This window comes from Hymenobacter sp. B81, from assembly GCF_044628455.1.
Taxonomy (GTDB): Bacteria; Bacteroidota; Bacteroidia; order Cytophagales; family Hymenobacteraceae; genus Solirubrum.
Genome location: NZ_JBIYZW010000005.1, coordinates 1 through 22,973, shown reverse-complemented (window position 1 = coordinate 22,973; position 22,973 = coordinate 1). Strand labels below are relative to the sequence as shown.

Here is a 22,973-nt window from a genome sequence, read left to right as displayed (position 1 = left end):
CCTGTACCTTGCTTAATAAGCCACCAGCAACACGGCCAGATCGAGCGCGAGGACCAGCACAATTAGTCCCACGACCACGTACCAGAACGAGCGTAGCGGTTGCGGCGCAAACATGCGCGAGGCGGCCAGCAGCGTTAGCAGCATCACCATGTAGGTTACCAGGTCCGGGGCATTATGACCGCCGAAAACGAACGCGGCCCCGCCCACCAAAGCCACCATGGCCAGCAGGGTGTACTGCTGGCTGGGCGTTTCAAACAGGGCAGCATGGATAGCCGCTAAGCGGGAGGTGGGTGAGGCTTTCATACAAGGGGCACTGAGTAAGAAGAAGAAATCAGGGCTTATTTAAACGTGCGAGCTTTGAGCAAGTCCGCGGTGGAAAGGCGAAGCTTTACGTTGCGCCCGCCCCCCTTCTCGTACACTTCGATGATGAGCTGCTTCTGGTCGGGAATGGTGAACTTCTTGAACACGTACACCTGCTGCAGCTTCCCGTTCACGGCAATCTTTCGTGCACTGCCGTTGTAGACGTACACGGGGGTAATCTCAATGGCTTGCTCGGCCGTGCGTTTGACTACCTTCTTGTCCTGGATGTAGAACTTCACAAAATCCACGTCATAGGTCACGTTGGACTTGTTGGCGATGTGCAGCGGAAAGAACAGCGTCTCCTGCTGGTAGCCGACGTTGCCCGCCCGAACCGAGAGCTGGTTGGCATTCTCACGGGCCGAAGCGCCACCCCACGCCAGGGCCAGCCGGGAGTAGGCATCCAGGTTGCCCTGTGGAATCGGGGAGTTGGACAGAATGGCTTCGCCCCCGGTATTAGCGGTAACCGACGTGCTGGGTGCACCCAGGTCCAGGCTGAGCACCTTGGGGTTGTGCTGGTAGTGCACGGTGAACAAGTACAGTTTGCCGTTGGAGGTCAGAACCGTCAGGTTGGTTTCGGGGAACGAGGAGCCAGCCGCCTTTACGCGCACAATGTTGTCGGCGCTATTGGCTTTGGCTGCGATGATGCCCGGGTTGCCCAAATCCACGTACGTAACCGGGTAAGGAAAGACTAGGTGGGTGGTCTTCTGGTCACTCACGTACAGCGGCGTGGTAGAGAGCTTGCCGGACTCGGCGCTGCCAGCGGCCGTGCCCAGGTCCAGGCCTACCAGGCGGGGGTGGCGCTGGTAATTGACCAGGAACGAGTACAGCTTGCCCCCGGACAGTACAGTCATGTTGGTTTCCCCGAAGCCGGCTGCCGAGGCTTTTACGCGCACGATGTTTTCCGCACTCGGCGCCTTGGCCGCCATCAGGCCGGAACTGCCCAAATCGACGTAGGTGACCGGTGAGGGAAACACTAAGTGGGTAGTCTTCTGGTCGCTAACGAACAGCGGCAGCGTGGAGAGACGAGAGGCGGCTGTCACGCGGGCTGTTGACGGCTGGCTCGCTATCGCAGTGTTCTGCGCATTGACGGCTTGTGACTGAAACGTGAGCAGCCCCAGGGCCAGCGCCAGGCAGGTGGTCGTTTGCATGGAACGGTTATTTATCGACTTTGAGCATGACGTTGTAGCCGGCTTTGAGGCGGACCTTCACCAGCCGGATCTTGTTTTTGCCGAGGTTCTTGGCGGCACTGACCGCCACGCCGGCCGCGGCCATCGCCGGGTCCGCGCTCAGCACCATCGCGTCGGCCGCGTCCATGCTGCCCGCCCCGGCCTGCTTGGCCGCGTCCCGGGTAATGGCGCCCGGAATGTGCAGGCCTTCCAGCCCGTCCACGTCGTACACCTCCAGGGAGGCCGGGAACACGCTGTTGCCGGCTTTTAGTGTCTCGATGGCAATGTTGAGCCGTTCCCCGGCCAGGCTGCACTTGCCGTAAATGAAGGTATTGGCCGGAACCTGGTGGCCGTTGATAACAGCCGGCGCGGTCAGGCGCATTTTCACCAGCGAGCCCGAGACCACCTCCTGCGACTCGTGGATGACGGCCGGCAGCGTGTTGGCATCCAAACCCGATGCGCTGCCGTCGTCCAGCCCCTGAAACGAGGCCGTGCGCCGCCGCCGCGTGCCGTTCGAGCCCAGCCGCGATACCACCGCGTCTTCGTCCACGGTCCGCAGTTTCGTGGCCAGCTTTCGCCGCACCGATGCCGCGGCCACGGGCCGGGGAGCAGCCCCGCCCCCGGACGCGTTGGCCTGCGCCATGAGGGCCGCCATCTGCGCTTGCGCCCGGACTTCGGCCAGCTCCCGCTCGTGTTCGGAGCGCATCAGCTCCATCTTCTCTTCGGGCGTCAGGGAGCCGGGTTGCGCCGCCGGCGGTGCCGGGGTGCCGGCTGCCGCCGCGCCGTTGAGCTGGGCCTGCTGCGCGGCAATCAGCTGCGCCTGGGCCGCGGCTACGGAGCTTTCCACCGAGCCATTCGGCCCGGCTTTCCCATCGGCCTGAATGCCGTAGGAGATGCCCCCGCCCGAGCTGGTATCAATGCAGGCATTGACCAGGCCCCGGTTGCGCATGGAGTCGACGGGACTAGCGTAGGCTTCGAGCTTGCTGGCGGTGATGGTAGCCCGCTCGGCTTTGGGCAGCTCCGTGTTGAAGCCGGATTCGACGTCCTGCGCGGCCACGGGAGTGCCCTCCCCTCCCCCACCCAGGTAGAACATGACGGCCAGAAACGGCACGCCCACCACCGGCAGGAACGTCGCCATCTTACGGGCCCGCAGAAACTGCGCATCGTGGGGTTTAACAGGCGTTGCCATGCGGATAGCTACTTAGCGGGGAAGGGTATTGAGGTCTTTGTTCTGCACCACTCGCCAGTTTTCCATCAGGAAGCCGTGGGGGTTGTTTTCCGAGCGCGTGACGTCGCGCAGCGAGCACTCCGAGATGAAGTTGCGGTTCGTCACCGACGTAGCGCGGATGACGCGCTGGTGCCCGTAACAGCGGGCCGTCAGAGGCCGCGAGTTGCGAATGATGACGCTGTCCACTGTCATTTCCAGGCTGATGTTGGCCGCTATTAAATCGTTGTAGAAGCCTTTCTCCTTGAAGTTCTCGTACTGCCGCTTGGCCGAGTTGTCGGCCAGGTACAGGGCTTTGTTGACGTTCAGGTCGATGGCCTTCTGGTCCGGGTCCAGGGTGAAAAACAGCTCGTGAAACCGGGTGACGTGGCTGCGGGCCTCGACCGGCCGATTGGCCCGGGCGTCCTGGGCGCTGGCCGTAAGCAGCTGCCCCCCTTCCAGGACGTAGATGCGGTTGGCCGCCGCGTTGGTGGACTGAAACGCGAAGTAGGCAATGGCGCCGGCCAGCAGCAGCACGGCCACGATGAAGATCAAGGCGAGCGTCTTGACCTGCTGAAATGCCGAGTCGATGGTTTTGAGGGAGGCAAACATGATAAGTGGTGGCGTTTGAGGGTGGGAAATTGACCACTTTTAGGCTTAGGAGCTTAGCTTGACCGGCGGCCCAGCCGCTCCCGCAGCGCCGTTCCGGCGCGGTAGCCCCAGGATTCGCCCCGCGTCATGCCGTCGTTCACGCCGGTGCGGCCGGTGGCGCCCTGCGCTGCGCCAACCCCGGCCCCGAGCGCGTCCGCCCCCGTGCGTACTGCCGTGCCGGCTCCCGCGCCGGCAACAGCCGTCGTCAGAACCGTAGTCGATCTGATAACCGACGATGCCGCGGTGCCGATGCCGGAGCCGTCGATGAGCATGTCCGCCGCTTTCGGAACGAAGATGTAGCCCACGATGGCTAGCACCAGCAGGCACAGGTAGGCGATGTCGGCCGATTCGACGGTGCCGCCGGCGCTGAGCTGCCGAATGTTCTCGTTGAGCATGGTGACCTGCACATGTGCCAGCACGGAGGCGTAGATGTTGGCGACCGGTACCCACAGCGAAATGGTTAGGAACAAGCCAAACCACTTCGCGATGCCGCCGCCGAAGCCCGGCAGAATCGCGAGGCCGAACGCCAGCGGACCGGCCACGCTGAGCAGCACCAGCAGGAAGGTCGAAATCAAGCTAATGGCCAGCTTGGCGGCCAGCGCGCCCAACTCCAGGATGGACTTCACCCACTCGCGGAACTGCTGCCCCACCGAGTACTGCACCCGGTTCATGGCCAGGCTGGTGCGCCGCGTCACGTCCAGGGCCCCCAGCTTCTCCAACTCCTTTTCGTACTCCTCGTTGATTTGCATGTCCGAGCGGGCCTGGGCGGCGGCGGCCAAACGGTCCCGCTCGGCCGTAAGGCGGTTGACTTCGGCAATCTGCCCCTGCCGGATGTCATCCGTACCGCGGGCCACGGACAGGGTGATGCCGCGTAGTGCCCCGCACATCGGCACGAACAGCAGGATGGCCAGGCCGATGGCGAAGGGCCTGAGCAGGGGAAACAGGTCGATGGGCTCGGCGCGGGCGATGTGGCCCCAAACCCGGTTGCTGATGTAGAGCAGCGCTCCGATGCCGCCGATGGCGCGGCCCAGGTTGATGAACTGCGAGGTAAACGCGAGCATTTCCGTGTAGATGGCGTCCAACTTGGCCTCGTAGGCAGCCATGTTTAAATCAATTGCGGTCGGGTCCATTGTGTAGTAGGTAGAAGTAACTGGCAGAAAGCGCCGTCCGGTACACTGGTTATTTTTCCACTTTGGAATACTCTCCTGCGCCTGAAACCAGCAGGTGGTTCTTGTCTTCCAGGTAAATGATGTCCATCGCTCCTAACCCGGCGTTTACGGTGAGCTTATGGTTGTCCTTATCGTAGGTGAGCGGGTATTCTTTATTGCCTTCCAGCAACGTCAAGTTTTCGCCGCGCTGTTGGATGGTCATGTGCGGCCGGGCCGGACTATTCACTGACTGCCATTCACCCGTAAACCGGTCTGTTTCACTGGAGGAGGAACACGACGTGAAGGTTACCAGCACTAGGACTGCAACTACCGTGAGCAGCTGGTTTAGCTTGCTTTTCATAGGGTCGAAAGAGTAAGAGTGAAGGATGGACAAGCCCTATTGGGCGGTCATGAACGCCTGCATGGATTGGCGGTCCTGGCGCTGTTGGGCCTGGTGCTGGGCAACGGCTCGGCACTTGTTGGTGTAGTAGTTCATCAAGTGCCGCTGCTTGGTCATGCGGTCGGCGATGTTGTCGATGAACTCTACCCGCTCCGGGTCCGTCATCTTGGCCTGACCGGCGCCAAGCACCCCGATCAGCTCGCTCATCAAGCCCACGTTTTCCTGCAGGATGGCCTGGTAAACGGTGGTGGCTTCGGTGAGCTGCGCGGGCGTCAGCTGCCGGGTGCGCAGCTCCGGGAGCACCGTCGTGAACTGGGCAATCATCGCGCTTTGGTTGGCGTAGATTTCCTGCACCCGGCGGTAGTTGCGCACGGCCGCGCTGATCTGAAGCAGGCTGCTGTACCATTGGTCGTGCAGCTGCTGGGTGCGGTCGATGATGCCTTTGATTTTACCGCTGACCTCCTTCACGTCACCGGCCAGCTTCTTGCCCTGGCCGAGCAAGGTGGTGGAGACGCCTTGGTGGAAGATCTGCTTGCGGGAGCTTTCTTCGGCTATCGGGGCGGAGATGACGGCCGGCACTTGCGCGTAGGCCGGGCCGGCGGCCAGGGCCAGGCCCAGGGCGCACAGGAGGAATCGGGTTTTCATAGCAGGGGGGCGGAAAAGAGCGGTGGTACTAGCGGGCGGTCATCAGCGCGTTGAGCGCTTCGGCGTCCCGCGCCTTTTGCTCCGCCATGTGCATCTGCGCGAGGTTGCGCTGCGTGTAGTAGGTGATGAGGCCCAGCTGGTCGGACATCTTGCCGTCCAGCTTGTCGATGAAGCGCATCCGTTCGGCGTCGGTCATCTTGAGCATGGCCGGGCTGACGATGGTGCGCAGGTCCTCCAGCGTGTTGTTGCTGTCGGTGAGCATGCGGGTGTAAACGGTCGTCATCGTCGCGAGCTGCTGAGGCTGCACGTAGCGTGACTGCCGCAGCGTCTCGATGGCCGTGGAGTAGGTCTGAATGATGCGCCCTTGCTTCTCGAACACTGACTGCACGCGCCGGTAGGTGCGAACGGCGTTGCTGACCTGCAGCAAGCCGTCGTACCAGGTCTTGGCCAGCTGCAGGTTCTTTTCCGAGAACACCTTCGTTAGCTCCTGCTCTTTGACGCCGGTGCGCACGAGCACGTTGGCCGCCGAGGACAGGCCTTTCATGGTATTCTGCAGGCCGGTCTGCACGCCCGACTGCACTTCCAGCACCGGGGCCGTCACCACGAGCTGCGCACGGGCCTGGCCGGCGCTGAGCGCGACGAAAACCAGGCTGAGGAGGGTTACTACTTTCTTCTGCATCATCGTATCTTCCCTTTTGTTGAAAGTTTAGCGGCCTTCGCGCAGCTCGGCCGCGTACTGCCTGATGGCCGTTGGCATGTCCCCGGTCCGCTGGAACTTGTCAAACAGCTTCATTTTCTCGGTTTCCTCCGTGGTGTAGGTCACGTATTCTTCCTTGGAAACTTCGATGGCGTACACCTTCGACACGACCCCGCCCAGGCTGATGAACACCTCCGTGTAGCGTCCGCGGCTGGCCTTGTTGTCGCGGTTGATGGAGAGGACTAGGTCCTTTTCCTTGGGCGTGAGCGAGAGCAGCGCCTGTATCTCGTCGAAGCGATTCAGAAACTTGCGCTGGTCGAGCAGAATCTTGCAGTCGGAGTTGTTGATGATGGCATCCTTGACAATCTCGTTGCCGATGATGTCATCGATTTCCTGCGTCACCACGATGGCTTCGCCGAAGAACTTGCGCACCGTTTTGAACAGGTACTTGATGTAGGCGGCCATGCCCGGCGTGGTCAGCGCCTTCCAGGCTTCCTCAATCAGAATCATCTTCCGCACCCCCTTAAGCTTGCGCATCTTGGAAATGAAGGTCTCCATGATGATGAGCGTGACCACCGGAAACAGGATGGGGTGGTCCTTTATGTTGTCGAGCTCGAAGACGATGAAGGGGGCATTCACCAGGTCCAGCTCCTTGTCGGAGTTGAGCAGGTAGTCGTACTCGCCGCCGCGGTAGTAAGGCTTGAGCACGTAGAGGAAGTTGTCGATGTCAAAATCCTTCTCCCGGACCTTCTCCTCTTCCAGCACTTTGCGGAAAGGGCCCCGCACGAACTCGTAGAAAGAGTTAAAGCCCGGCCGGATAGCCGGGTTGGCGTCCAGCATGACGTAGTATAGGCTGACGGCCGTAGACAGCGACACGTACTCGGACTGGCTGACGGTTTCGTCGTCCTTTTTCCAGAGCGCCTGCAGCAGCGTTTTGATGCTTTCCTTCTTCTCCACGTCGAGCTTGCCCGAAATCAGGAAAGGGTTGAAGGCAATCGGGTCTTCTTCCTCGTAGGTGAAGTATACCCCGCCCACCAGCTCGCAGAGCCCCTTGTAGGAGTTGCCCGTATCCACTAGCAGCACGTGCGCGCCCTGCTCGTAGTACTGGCGCACCATGTGGTTGGTGAAGAATGACTTGCCCGAACCCGAGGGGCCGAGCACAAACTTGTTGCGGTTGAAGATGATTTGCTTTTTCATCGGCTCGTCCGAGATGTCTACCAGCACGGGCTTGCCGGTGAGGCGGTCGGAGAGCTTGATGCCTTTGGTGGCGCCCGTGGAGCGGTAGTTGGTCTCACAGGCCCAGAAGCAGACGGCCTGTTCGAGGAACGTGTAAAAGGTTTCTTCGCTGGGAAAGTCGCCCGCGTTGCCCGGAATGCCGCCCCAGTACAAGGCCGCGATGTCCACCGTGTTCTGCCGGGGCTTGCAGTTCATGGCGTTGAAGCCCGCGTGCACCAGCTTGCGTACTTCGGTCAGCTGGCCCTCGTTGGGGCTCCAGGTGAGCACGTTGCAGTGCACCCGCGCCGGCCGGCGCTTGGTGGCAATCAACTCGTTGAGAAACGCGTTGTAATACTCAACGTTAATAGCGTTCTGCCGCGAGTAGAGCGAGAGCGAGTTGAGGCGGTCCTTCTTCCGCTCGAACATCTTGACCGTCTTGGCCGTGTTGTCCAGAAACACATACTGGTTCAGGATGTGGTTGCAGCCCAGAAGCAAGCCCAGAGGGGCGGCGAACGAGATGGGGAAGTCGGAGGATTCGGTGCTGTATTGCTCGTAGCGGCTATCCGTTTCCACGGCGGTTGGCAAATCATCCAGGTTGGCTACCGAGAACATGTTGCAGAACTGCGCGCCCACCTTCAGCCCGTTGGTTAAGTCCAGGTCTACCTGCAGCGCCTGGTCGGAGAGGTCCAGGGAGAGGTATTTTTCCAGCAGGCCCGCGGCGTGCTCTGTGCCGGCCAGCTCGTCGGAGGTGAGCCGGTGGGACTTGACGAAGGGGGCGTTGGTGGGCCCCACGCTTTCCAGGGTCCGCACGAACTGCCCCACGCTGTCGAAGAAGGCCTCGAGCTGTTTGGTGTCCAGCATCTCCTTGGGCACGATGTGCCGCCGGGCCAGCAGGCCCGCGGTGCTGCCCCAGTCGGGCCGCTCCGACGAGGTTTTGGTGACGAAGAGGTAGCAGAAGTGGTTGAGGAAGGGCCGCTCGTTGAAGTGGCGCTCGTAAGAGGCCGACAGCAGGGTTCGTTCCGCCTCAAACCCCGGCGCGTACCGGTCCTCGACGTACCAGTCCTGCTTGTGCACCACGCAGTGGTCGGGCAGCAGGCGCACCGCTTTCACGAAGGCCGCCTGCAGCTGCTCGTAGTCCTGGCGCGAGAGCGTGAAGATTTCGGGTAGGTCCAGGCGGAAGGCCACCGTTACGTCGGCATTCTTGGAGATGAGGCAGTCTTTCTCCACTTTGTAGATAGGCTGCTTGGACTCCAGCGAAGCGGAGGCGAGAACGTTGTTGCTCATACCGGTCGGCTGTAACCGAAACCGGGCGCTACGTGCGCCCGGTCCGGTCTTCGTTGAGATGTTGGAATAAGCGGCTGTGCCGATTCGTAATGTATTTGGGCGACGCCCGCCGGGCGCTGGCCTTCATCAAGCCATGCTCCCCGTATTTGCGATTCAGCGCGAACACGCCCGCCCACATTCCCCCACCAACTGCGAAGGTTATCAGGATGGTCAGCACCAGCGGCGTGCTGAGCAGGTACAAGGTCACAAACAGCCCGAACGTCAGGCCGATGCCCGCGACCAGGAAGTAAATGTTGTTTCCCACCAGGCCCTTGAACTCAACGGGCTTGTTGATGCCCCGGTTCAGGTCGTAGAGCGGCATGGCGGCGGCTTACAGGAAGAAGGCCCGTACCACCGTGGCCACGATGACCAGAAAAATCATGGAGCCGAACCAGGATACCGCAACTTTCTGCGTGTCCTGGTCGCCCGAATTCCACTTGCTGTACACCTTGATAGCCCCTACCAGCCCCAGCACCGCGCCGATGGCGTACATGAGCCGGGTGAGCGGGTCGAAATAGCTCGTTACTTGCGTCGTGGCATCCTGAATGCCGGCGGTGCCGTTGCCCCCACCCTGAGCAAACAGGAGGTGGGCGGAGAATAGCAGAATGGCGGTCAGGAGGCTGCGAACAATGCGTTTGTTTTTCATAGAGGTGCAGAGGGGGCGTATGTAGGAAACCGCCTACGCCGACTCAGCACCGAATAGGGAGTTCAACTCTTCGTTGTTTGCCGCTACCCGGTCAGCTACCAAGCTGGCCAGACTGGTTTCCCGGATTGCCGCAGGAACAGGGGGCCGGTTGCCGGCCTGCGCCTGGGCGATGAACTCAACTACCGAGGTGGCCGTGAACAGCTGTTCCATCGGCACGGGGACCACATCGGTCGGTGAGGCAATCGGAGCCTCAAACGAATAGAGCACGTCCTCGCTGGCGGGGTGCGGCTCGTAGGCTACTGCGGCTTCTACGTGGATGAATCTACTGATGGTTTCAATAGGTGTAGGTACATTATTGTTATTTTCAATAAGTACTTCGTCATATAAGCCGTTTTCTTCCGTCGGCATCTCCCCTGCCAACTGCCGGGCCCGCTCGGCCAGGTCCGTGTCCACCTCGTCCAGTTCTTCCGTGCGCTGCTCGTCCAGCTCGGCCGCTATTTCCGCTTCGTACGCTGCCTCACCGGCGCCATCCATCGGGGCGGCGGCGTCCTGACCTTCATCGAAGCCAGTCGCCGCCGCCGTGGATTCGGGCAATTCCCCGCTTACTTCAGCCACGGGCGGGCCCTCCGGCAGGCTCTGCGCCGCGCCCGCCGCGGTGGGCGGCGTAGCTTCCGCCGTTGCCGTTGGCGTAACGGGCGCGAAGGCCGACGTCGTGCGTACCAGCGAGGGCGGCGGTGCCGCGGCCGTCGCACCTGGTCTGGTCCCCGCGCCTGCCAATTGGGCCCCTCCCCTACCCTTCCGGGTGATGAATGCGCTTAACTCCTGCCGGTAGTAGAGCAAGCCGACCACCGCGTAGTAGATGATTACAAGTACCAGGACGAAGAGGGCGAAGTCACCCCAGGAATACTGGCTAAGCATTGGGAAAGGTGTTTGGTTGGTGTGTGTTTACTTCTTGCCCTGCCGCTGGCGCAACTGTTTGTTGATCGCTTTTTGGATCTGCGTGTCGTGCCGGTCGATGAACTGCCGCAGGATGTTGTGCACGATGTCGGGCGGGGATGCACCATTGCCCACGATGGTGCCCAAAAGCAGCAGGTATTGGTAGTGTGCATCCGTCAGACGCATCGTGAATACCTTCTTTTCAGCGGCCGGGACGAACAGCGAGGCCAGGTCCAGCGCACCCACCTCTACGGCAGAAGCGGGCTCGGGTATGGCTTCGCTCGCAGGTTGGGGGGCTGATTCCGCTTCCGGTTGAGAGGCTACGGGTGCGGCTACAGGCTCTGTGGCCGGTGCTGGTACCGGGTCAGTTGCCGGCGCCGCAATGAGCTGCTCCGGTGCCGGGGCGGGCTCAGAAGTGGCTGCCGTCGGGGCCGTCTTTTCTCCCTTTTGTTCTGTTGTTGGGGAAGCAACAGCTGGTGCCGCCTCCGTGGCCGGAGCGCTTGCTGGGGCGGCGGGAGCAGTAGTCGTATTCGCGCCGGTTAACAGGTTGGTGGTGGCGGCCATGCTCAACAACTGGTCAAGGGCGGCCTGCTTTTCTTCCGGGCTTTTGGCTTTCGGTCTTGCCATGGGTCAGTGGAGGGCTGTGAAAGTGCTGGTGAGTGAATTAGAGCGAGTCGTCCGAGGCGGGCTCGGCTTCGACGGTTGCCGTCGAGGCGACCGGCATTTCAATGCGCTTGCCCGAGGGCGTTGTCTGTCCGGGGCCGAGCACGATGGAAAGCATCTCCATGATGAGCTTGCCCAGGCCTAGCTTTTCCAACTCCCGTTCGGGCAGGGAGAACAGCGTAGACCGCTTCTCTTTGTAGCCAATGAGCAACTCTACCCGGCTCTGCAGCAGCGGCAGTCCCTTCTGCTCGAAAAAGGCTTCTATCTTGTCGTACGTCGCTTTTTTCTCCGACTTCACAAACCGGTTCCAGAAAGCATAGTAGCCCAGCAGGTTCGATTCGTCCGGGTCCGGCTGAGCCGACTTGATGAAGTTGCCCAGAATCTGCATGTAACCCACGGTGGAGGCCACCGTGCCCTGGTCGGCTTCCATCGGCAGAAAGATGTACTGCACCATGCGAAGCAGTTCGGGTAGGCCGGCGATGTTTATGGTACCGGGCGTGTCGACCAGGATGAAGTCGTACCCTTGCTGTTCCAGGGACTCGATGGCGTCCACGGCTTTTTCCACGCTGGAGATGCCGACCGGGTAAGGCGTGATGCCCTGGTTGAGCAGGCGGTTCTTGTACGCCTCGTCGGTGTTGATTTTCTGCAGCTCCTGGTTGCGATAGACCTGAATGGTGTTCTGCGGATAGTCGCAGTCCAGGATGGCCACTTTGTAGCCGTAGACATAGGCCAGGGCTGAGGCGACGTGGACGGTGATGGTGGACTTGCCAGCCCCCCCCTTCTGGGTAGCAAAGGCAATGACTTTGGGTTCGCTCATGGTTTAAGTGATGGGACGGTGATAAGCAAAGTTAACAGCGGAACTGATGCCTCAAAGGATCATGGCCTCAAAGGAGCTTTGGTATGATGGGGCTAGACATCATGGCCTCGTAAGTTCAAGTAATCAAAACCTCATTGAGGTTATGATACTAAGGTATTGTGAGGCTTATAATCATAGCTTCATAACCTCATAGAATATCAGCCTCATAGCCTCAAATAATCACAGCTTCTTTGCGACCAAATATCATTGCCCCAAAGAGGCTGTGAGGCCGGTTGAGCGCACACACTTGTCAAATACTCGTATCAAGCTTCAAAGCCTCTTTGGTTTTTTGCTCCTTAGCCTCACAATATCACAGCCTCAAAGCGTCATGTTGTGGATGGGCCAGCCTGGAATCTACAGTCTGTTGATTGCCTTAATGAGCAGTTGTCAACGTGCATCTCAGCCTCAAAGCATCATAGCCTCAAAGCGTCACCAACGGAGTAGCCCTAGCCCCAGCACCGCTCGTTCAACGGCCTCGTTCTGACAGCTCGTTCAATCGTCCAGCAAGCCATGCCATTGTATATACAAACTTCGTTTGTATATACAATGGCACCGCCAGGTTCGCGGGCTCACCTGGCTTGGCTTGCTAAAGCAGACGACCGTAATTTAGCCGGGAGAGTGGTTTAGCCGTAGTTAAGGCCAATCAGCCACCCGAAGGCACATGACCAACGAAACAGAACCTACTGCTAAAGAGCCGCTTCGCGACAAAATGATTCCCGTACGCGTCTCGGAAGACGAAAAAAAGGCAATTGAATTGAAGGCCAGCCTAGCCGGTTACAAGAGCGTTTCGGCCTACTTGCGCGATGTAGGACAAGGAACGGAGCTAACGCAGAAGCTTACGCCGGAGGTACGGCGGCAGCTGGTAGGCATCGGGAATAACCTTAATCAGATTGCGCGGCTGGCTAATTCCGGAAAGCCTTTTCACAGCCATGAGGTTCAATTGAAACAGGCGCTCACCCTCATTTTAGAGCTGCTGGCATGATAGCGAAAACCGTTACCGGCAGTGACTTCGAGGGGGCACTGACTTATGGCGCGGGTTTGCGGAAAGGCAAGACCAAAGAGCCGGGGGACGTAGAGCCCCTGTACATTTCCAACGTGGTCGCGGCCACGCCGCAGCTCATGGCCCGGCAGATGCAAAGCGTAGCGGCCGAGAGCCGCCGCGTGCAGAAACCGGTCTGGCACACGGTGCTTTCCTGGAAGGCCGGCGAGGTGGTCACCAAGGAGCAGAAGGTGGCAGCCGTCAAGCGGTACTGCGAACTGATGGGCGCCCCGGCGGCGCGGCACCAGGTCGTGGTCTACGAGCACAAGGATAAGAAGCACGCCCACGTCCACATCTACCTCAACCGGGTGCCCGTCGATGGCGGCCCCGCCCTGCGCACGAGCAACAATTTCTACCGGCAGCCGGCCGTGACCCGGCAGATAAGCGAGGAGCTGGGAATGCAGCCGCTCCCGGTGCGCCGGCAGAGCGTCAAGGACGTGGACCCGGGCAAAGAGGCGGCGCGGGCAGCCATTCGGGAAGCCGTGCAGCAGCTGCTACAAGAGCAGGGTAGGGGAGGGGAGCAGTGGCTGCAGGAGCAGCTGCGGCGGCAGCAAATCCAGCTTCGCTACACCCACGACAAGGGCGGCGTTTTGCGCGGGGTAAGCTTTGAATGGAACGGCGTCGCCGTAAAAGGTCAGGAAGTAGGCTACAAAGGGGCTCAGCTGCGCGAAGCCCTGCAAGCCAGCGTAACGCATGCCCAGGCCCCGCAACTCCCGGCAACAGGCCGCGACCAGAAGCGCCCAGGGCGCAGTAAGAAGGGGCCTGGGCGCTAAACCGTTTTCTCACGACTCACCAAGTAAACCTATGCCGATGGAAGAAGACAAAGGGCTAAGAAAGATTATGGAGTTTATGCGGCTGCTGGCCATCGTGCTGCTGGCCGTGAATGTGTACTATTTCTGCTTCGGCTATTTTAAGTCGGCAGGGTGGAGCCACCCCGTTATCGAAACGATACTGGGTAACTTCACCCGCGCTACATTGCTTTTCAACGCCAGCTGGATAAGCAAAGCCATTGCCGCCGCCTTTCTGTTGCTGAGCTGCCTGGGCACCAAAGGGCGGGCCGATGAAACGCTTCAGGGCAAAGCGATTGTCGGCTACGGCCTGGCAGGCCTGGTGCTGCTGTTTGGCTCCGATGTGGTACGCGCTGTCTCCATGAACCTGGGGCTTGCCACCTTGCTTTACTCGGTGGCCGTGGGGAGCGGCTTTCTGCTGCTGCTGCGCGCCGGCGCCTGGCTTGGTCGGTTGTTCAACAACGACCTGATGAAGGACATTTTCAACAAGCACAACGAGAGCTTTCCCCAGGAAGAGCGCCTGCTGGAAAACGAGTACTCGGTGAACCTGCGCACGACCTACCAGCTGCGCGGCAAGCAGCGGCAGGGCTGGTTGAACGTGGTCAATCCTTTCCGGGCGACGATGGTGCTGGGCACCCCTGGCAGCGGGAAGAGCTTCGCGGTCATCAACGAGTTCATCCGGCAGCACATCGCCAAGGGCTTCTGCATGTACATCTACGACTACAAGTTTGATGACCTGAGCCGTATTTGCTACAACCAGCTGCTGAAGCACCAGGACAAGTACGATAAGCCGGTCGGCTTCTACGTCATCAACTTCGACAACCCGCGCAAGAGCCACCGCTGCAACCCGCTGCTGCCGGAGATGATGACCGACATCGTGGACGCCTACGAAAGCGCGTCCACCATCATGCTCAACCTCAACAAGAGCTGGATTCAGAAGCAGGGAGACTTCTTCGTGGAGTCGCCCATCAACTTCGTGGCCGCCATCATCTGGTTTCTGAAGCTGTACGAGAAGGGCAAGTACTGCACCTTTCCCCACGTTATTGAATTTCTGAGCCGGGACTACGAGGAAATCTTCCCCGTGCTGGCTTCCTACCCGGAAATTGAGAACCTGGTCAAGCCCTTCGTGTCAGCGTTCCAGAAGGACGCCATTGAGCAGCTGGAAGGGCAGATTGCCAGCGCCCGGATTCCGCTCAGCCGGCTGGCTTCGCCGCAGCTTTACTGGGTGATGTCGGGCAATGACTTTACGCTCGACATCAACAGCAACGACGAGCCCAAGGTCCTGTGCGTGGGCAACAATCCGGACCGCCAGGCCATCTACGGGGCGGCCCTGGGTCTCTACAATGCCCGCCTGGTGAAGCTGGTCAACAAGAAGGGCCAGCGGAAATCCTCCATCATCATCGACGAGCTGCCTACCATCTACTTCAAAGGCCTGGATAATCTGATTGCCACGGCCCGCAGCAACAAGGTATCTACCTGTCTGGGTTTCCAGGACTTTTCGCAGCTCGAGCGCGACTACGGCCAGAAGGAGGCGGAGGTAATTAAGAACACGGTAGGCAACGTTTTCTCCGGTCAGGTGTCTGGTAACAGCGGCAAGTGGCTGAGCGAACGGTTCGGCAAAATCCTGCAGCAGCGCCAGAGCCTGAACATCAACATGCGCGAAACCAGCACCAGCTTGTCGACGCAGATGGATAGCATGATTCCGGCCAGCACCATTGCCAACCTCACCCAAGGCAACTTTGTGGGGGCGGTAGCGGACAACTTTGGGGAAGAAATCGACCAGAAGGTATTCCACGCCAGGATTCAGGTGGACCTCAACCTTGCTGCAGCCGAGGCCAGGGAGTACCAGCCCATTCCCGACATCACCAGCTTCGTCAATCCGGCCACCGGCAAGGATGAGGCGGAGGAGATGATAAAGGCTAACTTTAATCGGATTAAGACCGACGTAAAGGAGCTTTGCCAACGGGAGCTACTCAGAATCGGCAACGACCCCTCCCTGCAACACCTCATCAAGCAAAAAGAAGCGTAGCGATGCCGAAAACCAAGGCCAGTGCCCCGGGCGAAAATCTCAACAGTGTGCGCGTCGGAAAGCGACTGGTGAGCATCCGGGAGGAGCTGGGCCGGTTCCACGGAGAACACGCCTGGAGCCAGGCGCAGGTGGCCCGGCAGACGGGCCTGACCCAGAACATCATCCACCGGATGGAGAACGGGAAAGGCGGGCAAATTGAAAACTGGCTGAAGGTGTTGGCGCTCTACGAGAAGGAAGGTTACAACCTGAACTGGATCCTGACGGAGAACAATATCCTGGTGAGCAAGCTGCAGCTGCAGGACGCCACCCAGGATGCCAGCGCGAACATTCGGGCTGAGCTGCTGAAGCGACTCGACCATTACAGCCAGGTTCACAATCAGGAGATAAGCGACTTGCGCGCCTTGCTGGTCAGCGGCAAGGCTAATTGGTAAGTTCAATCGGGAACCTCGATTTCAATAAGGGGGTAAACGAGTGGGTAGGAGCCGGCCAGGTTCCTGCCCATTTTTTGTCCAGACACTATCTCTCTATGGTAGACGAAGCAGAAAACCTTGTCCCGGCACCCGAGCCGGATGCCGCGGGCGAGGCTACGTCCCTGGCTCCAAAACAAACCGCTCAGCGCATCGAGGTGCCAGAACAGGCTGTTGAAGCAGCGGCTATCCCGGAAAATAACAGCCAAGAGCCGGTAGCGGTGGCTAACTCGGAAGCAATAGCGAACCAGGTTCAGTCAGGTGCAGATGCCGGCGAAGCCGTTGAGGGGAACGGATTGGGTGACGAGCACCTGACCACGCCCTATGGGGATGCGCTTGCTCCGCAGCCGAGTGCGGCGCCGGCACCGGCGGCCCCCGATGCCACAGACCTCGCGGATGTTGAACCGATAGGGGAGCTGCAGATTCAATGGAAGCAGAAAGGCGACGAGGTAGCGCCGCTGCTGGAAATGCGGGCCTATCTCGACCAACTTAAAGAAGCCGGCGTAGCGGTCGGGGCCCTGCAGCTGGAACGCGGCGAGGACGGGAAGCTGAGCGGCCGCTTCGGTGTGAGCTACGACCCGGAATCCAATAAGCTCGGGCAGCTCGAAGCCACGCTGCAGGGGTTTAAGCAGGTTGAAAACGGGCTGGCGGTAGTTGAAAAGCCCGGCCAGGCGGCCGCCCGCCGGCAGGAGGCCGGCTACGACGACGACTACGAGCCGCCGCGCAGCAAGCAGGTAAAAGAAGCCTTTGGCGTGAAGCAGTGGGATGCGCTGAGCGCTAATCTGGCGGACGTACCGAAAACGGCGCTGACGGTGCCCGAACAGGTGCAGCAGAAGGCCGCGGAGCGGCGGGTGGAGCAGTTAGCTCAGCAGCAGGGAAAAACGAAGGAGCAGGTCCTGAAGGAGGGCAAAAGCCTCTTCGATATCGACACCAGCGGCAATCCTGCCTCCGCGTTCCTGAAAAACTTCTACGCCCACCTGAACGGCAACCCCAGGACCCGGCAGACCCTGGAAGTGGATTATGATAGAACCCGGGAGCAACTGCAAGCCCGGTTGCTGAAAAGGGCTGGCTCCGCGCAGCCGGACCACAACCCCGAGCAGGCGCCGCGGCAAGCTGCCCACGCCCAGCCGAAGGGTGACGCCACCTCGCCCGTCGTAGCGACGCCGGCTGGGGCCACGGCTGCCACTCCCAAACCGGAAGTTCAGGCCACTGTCCCAACCCTCTTTCAAGCGGCCGACGTGCCGCAAAAGGTGTTGGCATCGCTTGGCATAAGCATTGGCGAGCTGGAACATAACGGTCAGCTGCAAAAGCTGCTGAGCGGTCAAAAAACCGATCTGCTGCCCCTGCAGGTCGCCGGCCCGGATGGCCAGGAGCCGGTTCAGTTCGAGGGCAAGATGGTACTGCGGCGCGAGGAGAACGGCACGGCTACCCTCAAGCTGGAACTGCCCCAGGAGAAGCTGGTCATCCCGCATGAGATTGGCGGGCAGGCATTCACCCCGGAGCAGCGCCAAAAGCTCGAAACAGAGGGCAATGCCGGCTTGGTGCGGGGCCTGAGAGATGCGCAGGGCCAGGAGTACAACGGGTACGTGGCCGTGGACAAAGCCATGAACCAGGTAGTCATTCTGCCGGAGAGCAAAGTCACGCTGCAGGACACTATCGCCGGGGTGAAACTGTCGAAGGAGCAGTGCCACGACTTGCGAGAGGGCAAGCCCGTGAACTTGTCGAATATGGCCAGCGGGAACGGCGGGCGCAAGTTCGACGGCACGGTGCAGGTAAACGCCGCCAAGGCGTGCCTTGAGATTCGGCCCGCCACGCACGAGCTGCAGCAGAAGCAAACCGTGGCCGCCAAACAGGTGGCCGCCGTGGACGCTCCCAAGGAGCAAAAGGCCAAGGTCGAGGCGCCCACCGTCCGACGCGGGCCCCGTTTGTAGCGCTTAGCCAGAGCCATCCGCCTTGTGCTGGCAGAAGCCCGAAAAGCCATTTTCGGGCTTCTGCTATTTACCTTTTCGCCCTTCCTACCTAACGCCCCCACCCAGCATGGAACACGACCTTACCTTTCAGCAGATAAAAGAGCGGGTAGAACTCCCGGAGCTGCTAACCCACTACGGATACACGCTGAAGAAAGGGGAGAGCCTGGGCCGGGGGAAATGGCACGTGTTCGAGGGAGATGATACGCTCGTCGTGTTCAAGGGGCGGGGCAATGACTGGATGTACTTCAACAGCCAGGACGACCACGACAAGGGCAGCGTCATCGATTGGATGAAGAACCGGGTAAACTCCGGGCGTATTGCCGGCATCGAACCGCAGCCCGGCCGCAACGTGTGGCAGACCGTGAATGAGCTGTTTCGGGCGTACCTAAAGCTGCCCGAGCAGGAGCGCCCGAAGCTGGAGTTGCCCCCCCTCAGCGAAACGGCACCGGGAGAGCGGTTCCAGAGCATCTACACCCAGAACTGCCGCCCGCTGGAAGACACCACCTACCTGGAGAGCCGCGGCATCCACAAGGCCACACTGCAGCAGCCGCAGTTTGCGGGCCGCATCCTCAATCAGCTGCATACCGTGCAGAAGGAAGGCATGCTGGCCAAGACGTTCGTGAATACGGCCTTCCCGGCCTACCACGAGGGGCGGGTAGTGGGGCTGGAGCTAAAAGGAGAGGGCTACAAAGGACAGGCTCCGGACAGCGAGTTTTTCCGCTCTTTGTGGCTTAGCAACCTGCCCGAAAGCCGGGCATCGCACATGGTAGTGGCGGAGTCCGCGCTCGACGCATTGTCTTACGCGCAACTGCACCCCGGCGAGAAGGCATTGTATGCATCCACGGCCGGCATTCTGACGCAGAACAAGGTTTTCGAGATGAAGCGGGTGCTCGGGGAGGAGTGCATCTGCGGCGTCAAGGCGGCTTTCGACAACGACACCCAGGGCCACCACTACGACACGCGCCTGCTGGCGGGCATGGCCAGCGAGCAAAACCCGATGAAAGTGGTGCGGGAGCACAAGCACCTGCTGACCGTCGAAATAACAGCTACCAACCCGGCCGGGGTGCAGGCGTTAACCAACCACCTCAAGCACTACAACGACCAGGCTGCCCGCCAGTACCGCCAGGTGAGCGGGGAGTCTGCCCAGGCTGTCAGCCAGACGCTGCGCGATGAGCTGATCAGCTCCGCCAAGCTGGGCCCGAGTACGTACCAGTTCCACGTTCCCATGAGCCGGGAGGCGTTGTCGGCCTTCAACCAGGGAGCCATTCAAAGTCTGTCGTTTCAGCACCGCATCGAGATTGTCAAGAGCCAGGGCAAGGATTGGAACCAGGACCTGAAGCAGAAGCAAATGGAGCAGGTCGTCAAGCGGGAACTAAGACCGCCTGTCAAGACTGCGGAGCCCACTCCGAACGGGGAGCGCCGGCGCGGTCCGCGATTAGCTTAAGTACGAAGTCGCATTGGCGCCGGACTGTCACGTTTTGTGAACGGTCGTTTGGAAAATGGGTAGTGGCTCAAGTGGGTTTACGGGTGGCGTTGTAGTCGTGTAGGAAGAGCTTGACGACGGCGTCGAGCAGCTTCCAGGAGCGGGAAAAGGAGAGCGACTTGCGCACGAGCCGACCGATTCGGGCCCGCCGCGTGGCGTTGAAGCGCTCCACGTGGTTGGTCGGGCCGCGCCCGTAGCCGGCCAGGTGCTGGCGCCAGGGAATGAGGCCGCGGTACGCTTCCCACAGGTCCGTGTAGCACCAGGCACGGCGGTATTGGGGCGGCAAGCGGCGCCAAAGCCGGCGGGCCGTGCGCCGGCTGCGGCAGCCCAGGGCATAGGCCACGACCTGGCGCGTGCGCCGGCACAAGGCCAGCTGGAGCCACACTTTTTGCGCCTTGCAGCCCACATACGTGCACAACTCGTCCAGTTCCAGCCCGTCGATGGACTTGGCCGGGGCCAGCGTGTGGGCCAGCGGCGGCAGGCTACGGGCTTTTTTTTAACCCCGCCGTGACCGCCTGGCGCGAGACGCCGAAGATGCGCGTGAGCCCGCGCAAGGACGTGCGCTCTTGGTAGGCGCGCAGGATTTCGGCTTTGCGCGCTTCCGGGTAGGCGCCTCGGCCCGGGTCGCGGCGGCTGGTGCGGCCACACGCCCGGCAGAGGAAGCGGTGCTTGCCGTTGGGCGCAAAGCCGTACTTGCGCAGCTCGGCGCAGTGGCAATGAGGGCACGTGTTCATGACCGCTTATACGGTCAGCAATCCAGTTGTGCCACTACCGTTTTTTTCAGGATGCCGTGGGCCGAGCTGGCCGACATGCGGGCGCACAGGCCCAACTCGACCGACTTGCCGGCCAGCAGGCGCAGACTCCACTGGCTATGCCCGTCCGGCGCCTTGCTGCAGGCCAAGGCCGTGAGCCGGGCCCGATCCGCGGGCTGGATGAGCAGGGGCCGGCCGCTGCGCGGTTTGTCCACTAGCATCTGCAAGCCCGTGGCCGCGAAGGCTTTGGCCCACTCCGACACGGTGGCGTAGCGCACGCCCAGGTGCGCGGCCACGGCCGCTTACGACTGCCCGGCGTGCAGCGCCAGCAAGGCGCAGGCACGCCGGTACGTCTTCACGGCCACCGTCCCGCGCGTGGTCAAGTCCGTCAGGTGTGCCACCTGCTCCGGCGTAAGGGTGAGATGCGATCTTGCCATCCTCTAATGTATCAGGAAACTTCCTGAACAACGTACTTAAAGATTTGTGTTGCCTCATGCCGGCCGATCGCAGCGTGGCTCGACGTCAAACGACCGGCCGGCACTTGTGCACGGGCTTCCAAAACCACGAAGATGGTTACCAGCGAACTCCAGGGCCAATTCGAGAAGAAGGGCATGCATACCAAAGTTTAATCACGTGACCAGAACCCGTTGTGCTTGGTGCTAAAGCCGATTACACCTACGTTCTGCGCTAAGTAAACCGCGGTTACTGAGTCGCGAAACTGTTGGGAACTAGGGATAGGCATTCGGATTAAGCGGCTGTAGGTGCGGCTACCGATAATAGTATCGCGTGTAAGTGCACGGCAAGGAGCGCCCATCGGAGCTCCGTTGGGGCAATAGCGAGCGTATTCCTCTTGCTCCAGCGGCAAAAGAAGGCCACACTGAGCATTGAGTCGAGTCACGTAAATCCGCTCGTAGTCGCTATTTAATTACAGGTTCAGCAAGGAATCTGGGCCACTACGGTAAGCAACTTTAATCCTATCAGAGTGAAAATAGCTTGGGGTCTTGCCCCCGGATTTTTCCCGGCCAATTATGCGGGTGCGGGCTACGGTAACGGTGCGCACCCGTCCTTCGGGGTTGCGAAAGGTCAGTACTTGGCCATCTTGTTCGTTCAGCCACGCCGCGACGTGGCTAGGAATGGTGCGCGTGTCTTGGTCCTCGCAGGCCGTAAGTGATAATACCAGCAAGCTTACTAGTATTTGTATTATATGCTTCATGAGGTGGTGATGTAAAAAGGGCCTGTATTTTAGGGCGAAGCCCTAAACAAACATCTAGAGACCTACAAGTTAAAAATCAGGAACCCAATGGCGCCGGCCACTACCGGACCACTAAGCGTCGTATGCTGGTGCCCTGCCGCGAGGTCAGCCGTAAGGTGTATATGCCCGATGGTTGGCCACGTAGGTCCACTGTCCGGGTGGGGGAGGGGCCAGCGGGAGCGGCTTGGGCGAAAACTTGGCGGCCGGTAATATCCGTCACCGTTAGGCTAGCCTTCAGTAACGCAGGTTCTTGGCGCGCGTCGATGGTGAAGAGGCCGCCGGTGCTCGGGTTGGGGTACACGCTTAGGACCGTCGACTTATTGTCGCGGGTGGCGGTTGCCGTGCCGGTCATCGCCACGTCGTCGATGATGAAGGCCGTGCCCGGGTTGAGCGTTTCGCCCGCGCCTGATGTGAAGAAAATCCGGATAGAGTCGGGCGCTGCCGACGAGCCGTACAAGAGCGGAACCGTGGTTCTGGTAAAGGCACTGGCGGCCTGGGCTTGCTTCAGGTATAGTTCGCCACTGGCCAACGGCTCAATCACGCCGTTGACGGTGCGCGTCAGTATCACGTTCACGTAAGCCGAGTCTTGATCCAGATTAACGCCCGACAGCCGATAGTAGAACTCCATGTTGGCGGGGCGGGTGCTAAACGGTACGCCGCCATGTTGCCCGCGGCCGAGGTTAATCTTACTGCCGATGATGAGGCCGCCAGGTACGAGGGCGTTCTGAAGCAGCGCAACGGTTTTGGTTTCGAGCCGGGCGGCGAAGTTGCCGCTGCGGCGGTCGGTTGAGCGGAGGGTAGTGGCAGTGGGCACAGTTATGCCAAAGGCAGCGCCGATCAGGTCGTCGGCCGTCAGCCAGCCTTGCGGTACGTTGCCGCGCAGGGGATTGCTAGTCCAGTTTTCCAAGCCGCCGTTGGGCAGCTGTTGGGCAGAGACGCCCGGACTGAACGCGAATAAGCTCAGCAAAGAAAGTACAAAACGTTTCATGTTGAAGGGATTTGATACAGAGTGGAGACTTTTAGCGGAAAGGTTGTGCCGCTGGAAATTTTTTGCCAACAAAGAGCTACATGCGATTGGGTTGCACGCCTTAACGTCTCTGAGGGGATAGGGTTTGGGCAATCCATCGTGCGTAGGCACTACGAAACGGCCGTTTTCAAATCGATCAGCAGCCAGGGCTGATTGCCGCGCGACCTAGAGGCTCCTATGTTTGAGCCACTGCTTAAACTTAGGTTATTGGGCAACGAGCAGGAGCAAGATGGCAGAGCCTGGGGCCCTTGAGCCC

Annotated in this window: 25 protein-coding genes; 6 read left to right on the top strand and 19 right to left on the bottom strand. The window is 60.4% G+C overall.

The window, feature by feature from the left end; all coding sequences use genetic code 11:
- Positions 1–12: 12 nt before the first annotated feature.
- The 14 genes from ACE191_RS21080 to ACE191_RS21015 are packed head-to-tail and all read right to left on the bottom strand — an operon-like array spanning position 13 to position 11,871.
- Complete coding sequence (locus ACE191_RS21080) at positions 13–303, bottom strand: hypothetical protein (RefSeq protein WP_400194235.1); 291 nt, start codon at positions 301–303, stop codon at positions 13–15.
- 35 nt (positions 304–338) lie between these two features.
- On the bottom strand, positions 339–1,508 hold the full coding sequence (gene traN / locus ACE191_RS21075) for a conjugative transposon protein TraN (RefSeq protein WP_400194234.1): 1,170 nt from the start codon (positions 1,506–1,508) through the stop codon (positions 339–341).
- A gap of 7 nt (positions 1,509–1,515) precedes the next feature.
- Positions 1,516–2,715 (bottom strand): conjugative transposon protein TraM, encoded by a 1,200-nt coding sequence (gene traM / locus ACE191_RS21070; protein ID WP_400194233.1) that lies wholly within the window; start codon positions 2,713–2,715, stop codon positions 1,516–1,518.
- 12 nt (positions 2,716–2,727) lie between these two features.
- Positions 2,728–3,342, bottom strand: a complete 615-nt coding sequence (gene traK, locus ACE191_RS21065) for a conjugative transposon protein TraK (RefSeq protein ID WP_400194232.1) — start codon at positions 3,340–3,342, stop codon at positions 2,728–2,730.
- A gap of 53 nt (positions 3,343–3,395) precedes the next feature.
- Positions 3,396–4,511, bottom strand: coding sequence for a hypothetical protein (locus tag ACE191_RS21060; protein WP_400194231.1), 1,116 nt, complete (start codon positions 4,509–4,511; stop codon positions 3,396–3,398).
- 49 nt (positions 4,512–4,560) lie between these two features.
- Positions 4,561–4,890 (bottom strand): hypothetical protein, encoded by a 330-nt coding sequence (locus ACE191_RS21055; protein WP_400194230.1) that lies wholly within the window; start codon positions 4,888–4,890, stop codon positions 4,561–4,563.
- Between the two features lie 36 nt (positions 4,891–4,926).
- Positions 4,927–5,574: a hypothetical protein gene (locus ACE191_RS21050; protein WP_400194229.1), complete on the bottom strand. Its 648-nt coding sequence runs from the start codon at positions 5,572–5,574 to the stop codon at positions 4,927–4,929.
- Positions 5,575–5,602: 28 nt separating this feature from the next.
- On the bottom strand, positions 5,603–6,256 hold the full coding sequence (locus ACE191_RS21045) for a hypothetical protein (protein WP_400194228.1): 654 nt from the start codon (positions 6,254–6,256) through the stop codon (positions 5,603–5,605).
- Between the two features lie 24 nt (positions 6,257–6,280).
- Positions 6,281–8,770 carry a TraG family conjugative transposon ATPase gene (locus tag ACE191_RS21040; protein ID WP_400194227.1) on the bottom strand — a complete coding sequence of 830 codons (2,490 nt, stop codon included), beginning with the start codon at positions 8,768–8,770 and terminating at the stop codon, positions 6,281–6,283.
- 28 nt (positions 8,771–8,798) lie between these two features.
- The gene (locus ACE191_RS21035) at positions 8,799–9,131 is read right to left on the bottom strand and encodes a DUF4133 domain-containing protein (protein ID WP_400194226.1); all 333 of its coding nucleotides are present in this window, start codon (positions 9,129–9,131) and stop codon (positions 8,799–8,801) included.
- A 9-nt stretch (positions 9,132–9,140) separates the two neighbouring features.
- Positions 9,141–9,455, bottom strand: a complete 315-nt coding sequence (locus ACE191_RS21030; RefSeq protein ID WP_400194225.1) for a DUF4134 domain-containing protein — start codon at positions 9,453–9,455, stop codon at positions 9,141–9,143.
- Positions 9,456–9,488: 33 nt separating this feature from the next.
- Positions 9,489–10,373, bottom strand: coding sequence for a hypothetical protein (locus ACE191_RS21025; RefSeq protein ID WP_400194224.1), 885 nt, complete (start codon positions 10,371–10,373; stop codon positions 9,489–9,491).
- A 27-nt stretch (positions 10,374–10,400) separates the two neighbouring features.
- Positions 10,401–11,018, bottom strand: coding sequence for a hypothetical protein (locus ACE191_RS21020; protein ID WP_400194223.1), 618 nt, complete (start codon positions 11,016–11,018; stop codon positions 10,401–10,403).
- 37 nt (positions 11,019–11,055) lie between these two features.
- Positions 11,056–11,871 (bottom strand): ParA family protein, encoded by an 816-nt coding sequence (locus tag ACE191_RS21015; protein WP_400194222.1) that lies wholly within the window; start codon positions 11,869–11,871, stop codon positions 11,056–11,058.
- 700 nt (positions 11,872–12,571) lie between these two features.
- Here ACE191_RS21015 and ACE191_RS21010 point away from each other — a divergent pair.
- The 6 genes from ACE191_RS21010 (at position 12,572) to ACE191_RS20985 (ending at position 19,647) form a co-directional block, all read left to right on the top strand.
- Entirely contained in the window at positions 12,572–12,892 is a 321-nt protein-coding gene (locus ACE191_RS21010; RefSeq protein ID WP_400194221.1) for a plasmid mobilization protein, read from the top strand.
- Positions 12,889–13,722, top strand: coding sequence for a relaxase/mobilization nuclease domain-containing protein (locus ACE191_RS21005; RefSeq protein WP_400194220.1), 834 nt, complete (start codon positions 12,889–12,891; stop codon positions 13,720–13,722). Before ACE191_RS21010 ends, ACE191_RS21005 begins: the two co-directional genes overlap by 4 nt.
- A 31-nt stretch (positions 13,723–13,753) precedes the next feature.
- The gene (gene mobC, locus ACE191_RS21000) at positions 13,754–15,766 is read left to right on the top strand and encodes a conjugal transfer protein MobC (RefSeq protein WP_400194219.1); all 2,013 of its coding nucleotides are present in this window, start codon (positions 13,754–13,756) and stop codon (positions 15,764–15,766) included.
- A 2-nt stretch (positions 15,767–15,768) separates the two neighbouring features.
- A complete protein-coding gene (locus ACE191_RS20995; protein WP_400194218.1) occupies positions 15,769–16,197 on the top strand; it encodes a helix-turn-helix domain-containing protein in 429 nt (142 codons plus the stop codon).
- A 95-nt stretch (positions 16,198–16,292) separates the two neighbouring features.
- Positions 16,293–18,164 carry a DUF3945 domain-containing protein gene (locus ACE191_RS20990; protein ID WP_400194217.1) on the top strand — a complete coding sequence of 624 codons (1,872 nt, stop codon included), beginning with the start codon at positions 16,293–16,295 and terminating at the stop codon, positions 18,162–18,164.
- A 106-nt stretch (positions 18,165–18,270) separates the two neighbouring features.
- Positions 18,271–19,647 (top strand): toprim domain-containing protein, encoded by a 1,377-nt coding sequence (locus ACE191_RS20985; RefSeq protein ID WP_400194216.1) that lies wholly within the window; start codon positions 18,271–18,273, stop codon positions 19,645–19,647.
- Between the two features lie 67 nt (positions 19,648–19,714).
- Here the strand turns inward: ACE191_RS20985 and ACE191_RS20980 are convergent, their stop codons facing one another.
- From ACE191_RS20980 to ACE191_RS20960, 5 genes are all read right to left on the bottom strand, one after another.
- Positions 19,715–20,146: an IS1 family transposase gene (locus ACE191_RS20980; RefSeq protein WP_400194301.1), complete on the bottom strand. Its 432-nt coding sequence runs from the start codon at positions 20,144–20,146 to the stop codon at positions 19,715–19,717.
- Positions 20,147–20,168: 22 nt separating this feature from the next.
- On the bottom strand, positions 20,169–20,420 hold the full coding sequence (locus tag ACE191_RS20975) for a hypothetical protein (protein ID WP_400194215.1): 252 nt from the start codon (positions 20,418–20,420) through the stop codon (positions 20,169–20,171).
- Between the two features lie 14 nt (positions 20,421–20,434).
- Positions 20,435–20,734 (bottom strand): helix-turn-helix domain-containing protein, encoded by a 300-nt coding sequence (locus tag ACE191_RS20970; RefSeq protein ID WP_400194214.1) that lies wholly within the window; start codon positions 20,732–20,734, stop codon positions 20,435–20,437.
- Positions 20,735–20,740: 6 nt separating this feature from the next.
- Positions 20,741–20,875, bottom strand: coding sequence for a hypothetical protein (locus tag ACE191_RS20965; protein ID WP_400194213.1), 135 nt, complete (start codon positions 20,873–20,875; stop codon positions 20,741–20,743).
- 876 nt (positions 20,876–21,751) lie between these two features.
- Complete coding sequence (locus ACE191_RS20960) at positions 21,752–22,678, bottom strand: T9SS type A sorting domain-containing protein (RefSeq protein ID WP_400194212.1); 927 nt, start codon at positions 22,676–22,678, stop codon at positions 21,752–21,754.
- Positions 22,679–22,973 lie beyond the last annotated feature (295 nt).

Coding starts and splice junctions, on each gene's coding strand:
- ACE191_RS21080 (WP_400194235.1), bottom strand. CDS start 303: ATGAAAGCCTCACCCACCTCCCGCTTAGCGGCTATCCATGCTGCCCTG.
- traN (WP_400194234.1), bottom strand. CDS start 1,508: ATGCAAACGACCACCTGCCTGGCGCTGGCCCTGGGGCTGCTCACGTTT.
- traM (WP_400194233.1), bottom strand. CDS start 2,715: ATGGCAACGCCTGTTAAACCCCACGATGCGCAGTTTCTGCGGGCCCGT.
- traK (WP_400194232.1), bottom strand. CDS start 3,342: ATGTTTGCCTCCCTCAAAACCATCGACTCGGCATTTCAGCAGGTCAAG.
- ACE191_RS21060 (WP_400194231.1), bottom strand. CDS start 4,511: ATGGACCCGACCGCAATTGATTTAAACATGGCTGCCTACGAGGCCAAG.
- ACE191_RS21055 (WP_400194230.1), bottom strand. CDS start 4,890: ATGAAAAGCAAGCTAAACCAGCTGCTCACGGTAGTTGCAGTCCTAGTG.
- ACE191_RS21050 (WP_400194229.1), bottom strand. CDS start 5,574: ATGAAAACCCGATTCCTCCTGTGCGCCCTGGGCCTGGCCCTGGCCGCC.
- ACE191_RS21045 (WP_400194228.1), bottom strand. CDS start 6,256: ATGATGCAGAAGAAAGTAGTAACCCTCCTCAGCCTGGTTTTCGTCGCG.
- ACE191_RS21040 (WP_400194227.1), bottom strand. CDS start 8,770: ATGAGCAACAACGTTCTCGCCTCCGCTTCGCTGGAGTCCAAGCAGCCT.
- ACE191_RS21035 (WP_400194226.1), bottom strand. CDS start 9,131: ATGCCGCTCTACGACCTGAACCGGGGCATCAACAAGCCCGTTGAGTTC.
- ACE191_RS21030 (WP_400194225.1), bottom strand. CDS start 9,455: ATGAAAAACAAACGCATTGTTCGCAGCCTCCTGACCGCCATTCTGCTA.
- ACE191_RS21025 (WP_400194224.1), bottom strand. CDS start 10,373: ATGCTTAGCCAGTATTCCTGGGGTGACTTCGCCCTCTTCGTCCTGGTA.
- ACE191_RS21020 (WP_400194223.1), bottom strand. CDS start 11,018: ATGGCAAGACCGAAAGCCAAAAGCCCGGAAGAAAAGCAGGCCGCCCTT.
- ACE191_RS21015 (WP_400194222.1), bottom strand. CDS start 11,871: ATGAGCGAACCCAAAGTCATTGCCTTTGCTACCCAGAAGGGGGGGGCT.
- ACE191_RS21010 (WP_400194221.1), top strand. CDS start 12,572: ATGACCAACGAAACAGAACCTACTGCTAAAGAGCCGCTTCGCGACAAA.
- ACE191_RS21005 (WP_400194220.1), top strand. CDS start 12,889: ATGATAGCGAAAACCGTTACCGGCAGTGACTTCGAGGGGGCACTGACT.
- mobC (WP_400194219.1), top strand. CDS start 13,754: ATGCCGATGGAAGAAGACAAAGGGCTAAGAAAGATTATGGAGTTTATG.
- ACE191_RS20995 (WP_400194218.1), top strand. CDS start 15,769: ATGCCGAAAACCAAGGCCAGTGCCCCGGGCGAAAATCTCAACAGTGTG.
- ACE191_RS20990 (WP_400194217.1), top strand. CDS start 16,293: ATGGTAGACGAAGCAGAAAACCTTGTCCCGGCACCCGAGCCGGATGCC.
- ACE191_RS20985 (WP_400194216.1), top strand. CDS start 18,271: ATGGAACACGACCTTACCTTTCAGCAGATAAAAGAGCGGGTAGAACTC.
- ACE191_RS20975 (WP_400194215.1), bottom strand. CDS start 20,420: ATGAACACGTGCCCTCATTGCCACTGCGCCGAGCTGCGCAAGTACGGC.
- ACE191_RS20965 (WP_400194213.1), bottom strand. CDS start 20,875: ATGGCAAGATCGCATCTCACCCTTACGCCGGAGCAGGTGGCACACCTG.
- ACE191_RS20960 (WP_400194212.1), bottom strand. CDS start 22,678: ATGAAACGTTTTGTACTTTCTTTGCTGAGCTTATTCGCGTTCAGTCCG.